The following is a 6,251-nucleotide window of genomic DNA, read 5'->3' on the forward strand; positions in this document are numbered from 1 at the left end:
TTGCCTCGGGCCACAGCAGCGGCGTCATCAGTCACCTTGTCCTCGCATCGACGCCTCTACCACCCGGCGTGCGTCCGATCAGCGTACAAAAGGGTTTTGCCGTGGGCTCTATCCCCGGAGGCAAACGCGAGCCGGCCTCTCCTGAGGGTTCCGCTCGCGGGTTCCCGCCAGCGGCGTCGGCCCACGCGAGCGGCATGGTCGGCGCGGGGGCGCTTCGAGAGGCGCTCAACGCTTCCGAAGTCGAGGCGGTGCGTCCGTCGAAGAGCAACTCGCGGGCTACGACGCCTATATCTGGGCCATCGGCATCAGCTCCGCGGGACTCGACGAAGCGGCCTGCGCCCGGGTGACGGAGGAGCTCACGCTGGTCTGGGCGCGCGCGCTGCTGCGGCTCAACCCGAACCTGTCGTTCTGCTACTGCTCCGCCGGCGGCGCTGGCGGCCCGGGTTCGCTTCATGCCGTTTCTCCTCACCACCTCCGAGAATCTCGGCCGCGCCATGCTGCGCGTCGTCCAGGGGCGCGCGGACCGATTCATCCTCGAGTCGACCGACATCAACCGGGTGGGCGCGTGACGATGACTCGCTCACGGCGCCGCGTGAAGCTCGGCGGCGTCGGGCTGGTGCTCGCCATGCTCATGGGCGCCTGGCACTTCGGGGTCTTCGAGCGTGTCGGCGACCCGAGTGCCTTGGCGCGCTCGCTCCTCGAGATGGGCGCGTGGGGGTACCTCGCGTTCATCATCGCGTACACGGTATTGCGCTCGCCCGTGCCTGGGAGCGCCGTCGCCTCCGTGCCTCGTATTGGGGCGATGTGCGCGCCCCATGGCCGAACAGCTGGGACCGCCAGGAGGACGGGCGAGGCCGGATGGTATCATGCCGCACTGAGATGAACGCGAAGCCTCCGCACACCCGCAGCCGTGCGCCGCCTATGAAGCTCTGGCTGTTGATGGGAGGCCTCGCGTTGGGGGGGCTGTTGACCGCGTCGCTCCTGCTCGAGGCACTGTTTCGCCGGGAGAACGAGCCCTCGGTCACCACGATGCGACGGGAGCTCACCGACAACGTGGAGTTCTTCTGCGAGCAGCAAGGCCTGCTCGCCGCGGATCCGTGGTTCCACGAGCTACGAACCTGGGGGGATGCGGGCCCGCTCCTGAACGCGTGGGTGGGGTGGGAGCAAGGCCAGCGGGAGATGCCGAAAGACTCCCCTCTCGTCATCCCCGCCCACCTGCCGCAGCCCCGTGTGGCCTTCCAGGACTGGCTCACCTCGTCGGTCGAGGTCTCCTCGCTGGACTTCCGCTGGATGGAGCAACTCCACGCGTACGACCACTGGGACGTCTTGAAGAACACGCCCCTCCCGCCGAGAGAGCCCCTCGACTGGATCGTGACACCGATGCCGGACTTCGGCTCCTTGCGGCGCTGGTCTCAGTTTCGGCTCCTTCATGGCTTGAGGACGGGGCAGCCGCTCCAGGCGGCCCGGGACGTGCGCCACCTGGCGTGGCTCATGTTCCGCACGGACACGGTGCGCGGTGCCCTGGATGCGGGCAGCCTGCTCCGGCTGGAGCACGAGGCCTTTGCGGCGACGAAGGAGCCCCCACCCGAGTGGAAGCCCATGAGCCCTGAGCAGGTGAAGCGAATGGAGGCACTCCTGATCAGCAGCATCGCGTTCTCGAGCATCGCCGCGCCGGTGGAGGTGGCCCGGAAGGCCCGGCGCTGTGGCGAGCCGGTCGTGACTCGCTGCGCTGCCTTGGGCGAAGCCGCCTCCTTCGCGAGGTACATGAAGCCGCTCGCGCAGGACGCGTACGCCGAGGGCTACACGGTCCTCGAGGAGGACATCGAGGCCTTCCCGTGCCCCGTCTCCACCGTGCGCATGCTCTGGGAACGAGGCGTGACGATCGAAGAGCTCGAGCCGGGAAGTGGACGGGGGATATCCGACCTCCCGAGTTGGATGCGCAAGCTTTCCTGGGGGCTTGTGGACGCCCACCTCTCCTCCATCGTTATCCCGAGGGCCACGCCATCGATCAGGAAGCTCGAGGACCTTCGCAAGAAACACCCATGACCGCCCAGGAGCAGACGCGAGCCTGTGAGCTTCCCAGGCTGGAGCGGTGGGGCGACATTGCCAGTCCACAGTGGGCTCGCTATGGATGAGAGACCCCCTCGTGTGGCGGACCACCCCCATTCAGCGGAGTCGACTGTGAGCCTTGAAGCCTGGTCCTGAGCCATAACGACGTCAACCCGACGAACCTCGTCTACGACGGTGAGAAGCTGCTGCTGCTCGACTGGGAGACCGCCGGGAAGAATGCCCCCTTTACGAGGGTGAGCCGGTCTTCAGCCTGCCCGCTCGTTTTACCTACAGGCGCCGGCTGGTGGCGGTTCAGTGCGGCGCGACCTGCCTGCACCTTGCTCGAAAGAGCGGACACGCGGGTGCTACCGGAGGGGAGACGCTCGAGTCGACGCTCTCGCTCGGGGATTTCTATCAGCAGATGCGGACTGGCGCTCTGAACCTTGCCACGGCGGAGGGGCAATTCCATCCCCGGTGGAGGGTAGGCAGGCGCGCACGCTCTCGGCGAGTCACGGGTGGTCCAAGGGCTTCGCGTCGAATGCGGTCGCGCGGGCGATCGCCTCTGTCCGGTCGACGTCGGCGGCGATGAACGCCAGCTTGGCGCGGATCAGGTCGACTGCGTCGCCTCCGAGAGGCAGCCGGAGCGGGAGCTCATTGTCCGGCTGCGCGACGACCTCGACGATGGCGCGGGCGGCCTTCGCCGGATCGCCGGCCTGCTCACCGTTCATCTGCGTCACCCAGCTCCGCAGCTGCCCGACCGTCGTGCCATATGCGTCCATGGCGGGCATGCGCCTGAACGCCGTGCCGAACAGGGCGGTGCGGAACGTTCCAGGCTCGACCACCAGCACGCGGATCCCCAGCGGTTTCACCTCCAGCGCGAGACACTCGGAGAGCCCCTCGAGCGCGTGCTTCGCCGCGCAGTAGGCGCCGAAGCCCGGTGCGGTCGTGAGTCCCGCGACGCTGGTGATCTGGACGATCGTTCCGCTCGAGCGCGCGCGCATGTGTGGGAGGACCTCCCGGGTGGTCGCGACCGCGGCGAAGAACATCAGGTCCATCGTCGCGCGCAGCGCGTCGTCACCCGTCTCCTCCACCGCGCCGAGAATGCTGAAGCCGGCGTTGTTGACCAGGACGTCGATACGACCGAAGCGGGAGATGGCGCTCGCGACAGCGGCGCGCACCTGCTCGGGGCGCGTCACGTCGAGTTCGGCGAGGTGCAGGCGATCGGGGGACGTCGCGGCGAGCTCGGCGAGCGCCTCGGGTCGGCGCGCGGTGGCGACGACTTGGTCGCCGCGGCGCAGCGCCTCCTCGACGACGGCACGGCCGAAGCCCGAGGACGAGCCGGTGACGAACCAGACCTTGGACGAAGCAGGAATGCTGTGGGTGCTCATGGCGGACTCCTTCGGGGGTGAGTTCCAGGAGAAACTAGGGGGCTCGGGTCTGCCGAGGTAGCGGTGGAATTGCGATGAGCTTTTAAGCGCTGCTAAAAAGTCCGGCGCATGCTGGATGAGCTCTCGGGCCTGACCGCGCTGGTGGCGGTAGCGAACAAGCGCAGCTTCACGGCTGCCGCGGCGCAGTTACACGTGACCCCTTCGGCGATCAGCCAGAGCGTCAGGGCACTGGAGGAGCGTGTCGGCGTGCGCCTGCTCCAGCGCACGACGAGAAGCGTGGGCCTGACCGAAGCCGGCGAGCGCTTCCTTGCGCAGCTCCGGCCCGCGATGGAGGGTGTCCACGCGGCGTTCGAGTCTCTCGACGCGGTCCGCGGGCGGCCGGCGGGCACGTTGCGGCTCAGCATCCCGCGGCTGGCGAGCACGCCGGTGCTCGAGCCGATCCTGGCGGAGTTCCTCGCCGCGTACCCGGAGATTCGGCTCGACGTCACGGTCGACGACCGCCTCACCAGCATCGTCGAGCAAGGCTTCGACGCGGGGATCCGCTTGGGCGAGATGCTCGACAAGGACGTGGTGGCGGTGCGCGTCACCGAAGACATGCGGATGGCGGTGGTCGGCTCGCCCGCGTACTTCGCGGCGCGTGGGAAGCCGAGGCACCCGAGGGAGCTGCACGCGCACGACTGCATCAACTACCGGAACACCACGAGCGGCGCGCTCGCCCGGTGGGAGTTCTCAGACAAGGGGCGCGACATCACCCTCGCCGTCGACGGACGGCTGAGCACCAACGACAACGCGCTGATGCTCCGCGCGGCGCTCGACGGCGTCGGCCTCGCCCTCCTGATGGAGAACTCGGTCGCGGAGGCGCTGGCCAGCAAGCGCCTCATCCGTGTCCTCGCCAGCTACTGCCCGACCTTTCCCGGCCTGTTCCTCTACTACCCGAGCCGGACGCAGCTCGCGCCCAAGCTCCGCGCGTTGGTCGACTTCCTGCGCGCGCGGCGGAGAGGCGGGCCTGAGTAGACGCGGCCAGGCTGGCGACGAGGAAAATCATGATGAACAGCCTGGCCATGGCTCGTGCCTTTCACGTCACGCGACGCGAGCATGCCTCCCTCTCACCACCTCAAGCGCTGCGCCGGGCGGACCCGGTGCGCGTGCACCAAGCAGCCACCCGAGCTGGAATCCCAGGTGCTGGCAGTGATCTGTGCGGTAGGCGACCCCGGACACGAGCTGCTGTCCCACCTTCATGTGTTGCTGGATGGGCTGGACGCGATGCTGGTTTCCGCCCAGGCCGCCCTCCCATCAGGGCGCGGCAAGAGCCTGGGCTGGGCCTGTGGGGTGTCTTGAGCGCCTCAACACCCCGCGGCCTGGGGTGGCTCTCGCGCCGGGGCTAGCCGCGCACCTGCAGTGGCCAGGCCCAGGTGCTTCAAATCGCGAGCACCCCTCGTGCTCCCTTCACGTACGCCAACACCCTTAAGCCTGCCTCCGCACCTAGCAACCCGCTGCACTCAAGCGCTCTCCCTCTGATTGGGACCAAATCGGTTCTTGGCGGACCCACGCTGGACCAAATCCGGAGCGCATAGGCGCCTCCAAGTGGCGTCACCCCTTGAGCCAGCGCATCAATGCTCGCACCCTGGGCACGTGTTGCTTCGCGCGATGGACCACCATCCAGAGGTCTCGCGAGGGGATGCGCTCGCCGCCCCTCACGCCGATCCGCTGCGGAGCCACCTCCACGACATCATCGAGCCGCTCGGCGAGACCTCGGGGCAGGAGGGCCACGCCCAGGCCGGCTTTGACCGCGAGCCCGAGAGACTCGACATCCTCGACGAGCAGTCGAGCGGGGCGGGTGGCGAAGGCGCGTTCGGCGTAGCGCTGCTCGGCGATGCCCGCCAGTGAGCCTGTCAGGCCCATCCACGGAACCCCGGGGTGGAGCTCGAGCGAAGAGGCCGCGAAGAACGCGTAGGACACCGAGAACACCTTCCGTGCGACGAGCTCGCCACGCTCGGGGCGGAACATCCGGAGCGCCACGTCGGCGTCGCCGGCGGCGAGGCTGCTGACCCGGTTTTCCGCCAGGATGCGCAGGCGCAGGTGGGGATAGGCCCGGTAGAACTCCGGCAGGCGGGGGGCCAGTTCCCAACGCACCATCTCGCCAACGGTGGTCAGTGTGACCTCACCGCTGAGCTCCGACGTGTCTTCCAGTGCGGACCGTGCCGCCAACGCGGCATCCACCATGGGCCGCACCGCCGCCAGCAACGAAGCCCCACGCTCCGTCAGTCGCTGCGGGGCCTCGCGCAGCAGCAACGGAGAATCGGCGCACGCTTCCAGCCGGGTCAGGTGTCTGCTGATGGTCGACTGGCTCACGCCCAGTGCCTTCGATGCGGCCGTCAGGCTCCTGAGGCGAGCCACCGCCTCGAACGTGCGTAACAGCTCCCAATCCATCCAAACCTCCATCCCAAAACGGATGACTGGCTTCCATTTCTAGCGGTTCCCATCCATTCGAGCGGTCTTTATTACCTGCCCACGGCCTGAGGACCGGTTGATGAAGGACACCATGAAAATCTCGAACCTGTTGCGCAACACCGCTATCGCCACCAGCGCCATCCTGCTGGCCGCTTGCAGCACTCCCGGCGCTAGCGTCAGTCAAAACAATGCGGCAACCGCCAGCGAACAGACCGTCAAGCTCCAGCAGATCCGCAGTAAGACCTCGCCGTGCCCCGTCGTGACGGGTTCTCCTTCTTGTGAGACCACCTGCGGCCACACACCAGGAGGTGGTCCGTGGAGTTGGAGAAGGAATTGGAGCAGTTCCGTCAGGAGGCGCAGCGG

The 6,251-nt window shown here is 67.9% G+C and carries 5 protein-coding genes; 3 read left to right on the forward strand and 2 right to left on the reverse strand.

Annotation, left to right across the window (positions count from 1 at the left end; translation table 11 throughout):
- The first annotated feature begins 966 nt into the window (after positions 1-966).
- Positions 967-2,046, forward strand: a complete 1,080-nt coding sequence (locus tag SYV04_RS42820) for a hypothetical protein (protein ID WP_321551908.1) — start codon at positions 967-969, stop codon at positions 2,044-2,046.
- Positions 2,047-2,558: 512 nt separating this feature from the next.
- Here the strand turns inward: SYV04_RS42820 and SYV04_RS42825 are convergent.
- The gene (locus SYV04_RS42825; RefSeq protein ID WP_321551909.1) at positions 2,559-3,437 is read right to left on the reverse strand and encodes an SDR family NAD(P)-dependent oxidoreductase; all 879 of its coding nucleotides are present in this window, start codon (positions 3,435-3,437) and stop codon (positions 2,559-2,561) included.
- A gap of 108 nt (positions 3,438-3,545) precedes the next feature.
- Between SYV04_RS42825 and SYV04_RS42830 the strand changes: the two genes are divergently transcribed.
- Entirely contained in the window at positions 3,546-4,451 is a 906-nt protein-coding gene (locus tag SYV04_RS42830; protein WP_321551910.1) for a LysR family transcriptional regulator, read from the forward strand.
- A gap of 576 nt (positions 4,452-5,027) precedes the next feature.
- On the opposite strand, the gene SYV04_RS42835 is transcribed toward SYV04_RS42830, so the two are convergent.
- Complete coding sequence (locus tag SYV04_RS42835; protein ID WP_321551911.1) at positions 5,028-5,867, reverse strand: LysR family transcriptional regulator; 840 nt, start codon at positions 5,865-5,867, stop codon at positions 5,028-5,030.
- 100 nt (positions 5,868-5,967) lie between these two features.
- On the opposite strand from SYV04_RS42835, the gene SYV04_RS42840 reads away from it, so the two are divergent.
- The coding region (locus SYV04_RS42840; protein ID WP_321551912.1) for a hypothetical protein at positions 5,968-6,251 on the forward strand (284 nt) is incomplete at its 3' end.

The organism is Hyalangium ruber (genome assembly GCF_034259325.1).
GTDB lineage: Bacteria > Myxococcota > Myxococcia > Myxococcales > Myxococcaceae > Hyalangium_A > Hyalangium_A rubrum.